Below are 1,119 nucleotides of genomic sequence, written 5' to 3'. Positions count from 1 at the left end.
GAGGCGTCGGTCCGGCTGACGGATCCGTTGCTGGTGAGCGACGTCATGGAAACCCTGTCGCAGATGGCGCACCGGGTGACAGGGCTGAACGGCGGCGTTGCGGCAAGGCTCGCCGGAACCGCAGTCAACATCCGACGCCGTACAGTGCCCAGCTTGGCGAAGCGCGGAGAACTGAAAGTTGTTTTGGGACCCCAGCATGCGGAGTACGTGCTCGCGGCGCGCGACGCCGCTCGGCAGCAGATCGAGCTAGGTAGCCACAAACTCGGTAGAAGTGCTCGGGCCTTGGCCTTGTCGCCAGCGGCTGCGGCGGTACGTGACGGACTCGTCGCCGCGCATCTATACTACGACGAATTGTCTGAAGGCGTATCCCATGAAGCGGCGGAGCGCCTCATCGAGGAATACGCCTCTGCGGGCGTATCGATCATTCCCGTCGGAGAGCCGAGGATGCACGGCAAGTTTCTGGCATGGGACGACGACGATCTGCTCATTACTAGTCAGAACCTTCTGTCCGCAGATCCGACCGACCCCTATGCCGAGGTCGGTATCGTCATCAAGGCCGTTGGCGTCGCCCGCAGCTTCAGGGAAAAATTCATAGGCAAGCTGGCTGCGCGACAACGGGCGTGAACTCAGGGTCGGCGCTACGCTAACGCGCCTTATCGAAACGAGCATCGGCAGGGGGGACATGGACCGACGTCAGTGGACCATCCGATGCAGCCCCTTGGAGCAACGGGAGAAGGACGAGGAGCCGCGCGGTGTCTTCGGTATGCACCGCCTGTCGATTGGTGGGATAGGCCGCTGGTTCCGCCCCGATCTCGATGATCTGACTACCCCAGGCGTCGGCGACGGCCAGCAGCCTGTCGATGAACGGATAGGATGCACTAGCGATCACCGTCGGGAAGGGCAGATGGGTCGAGAGTCCTTGCCGCGCCGCAGCCGCAATCGCCTCCTGGCCGAAGCCGACGGTAAGCGGAGACAGGAACAGTGCACCCTTGACCGAGCGGAGATAGCTTCGCGGCGACAATCACGCCCACCACGCGACAGCGAGGCATGCGACCCCTTGCGCAATGATGACGGCAGGTTCGCGGCGGCACGCGAAGACCGCATCGAGTTGGGATGCCC

At 63.4% G+C, this 1,119-nt stretch carries 2 protein-coding genes; one reads left to right on the top strand and one right to left on the bottom strand.

All coding sequences use genetic code 11. The features are described from left to right. The coding region (locus U1872_RS22590) for a phospholipase D-like domain-containing protein (protein WP_332795090.1) at window positions 1–624 on the top strand (624 nt) is incomplete at its 5' end. A gap of 19 nt (window positions 625–643) precedes the next feature. Here the strand turns inward: U1872_RS22590 and U1872_RS22585 are convergent. Further along, window positions 644–1,021, bottom strand: coding sequence for a hypothetical protein (locus U1872_RS22585; protein WP_332744488.1), 378 nt, complete (start codon window positions 1,019–1,021; stop codon window positions 644–646). Between the last annotated feature and the right edge of the window lie 98 nt (window positions 1,022–1,119).

Origin of the sequence: Parasphingomonas frigoris (assembly GCF_036663815.1) — a bacterium.
Classification (GTDB): Bacteria; Pseudomonadota; Alphaproteobacteria; order Sphingomonadales; family Sphingomonadaceae; genus Sphingomonas.
This window is presented reverse-complemented; position numbering and strand designations above follow the sequence as displayed.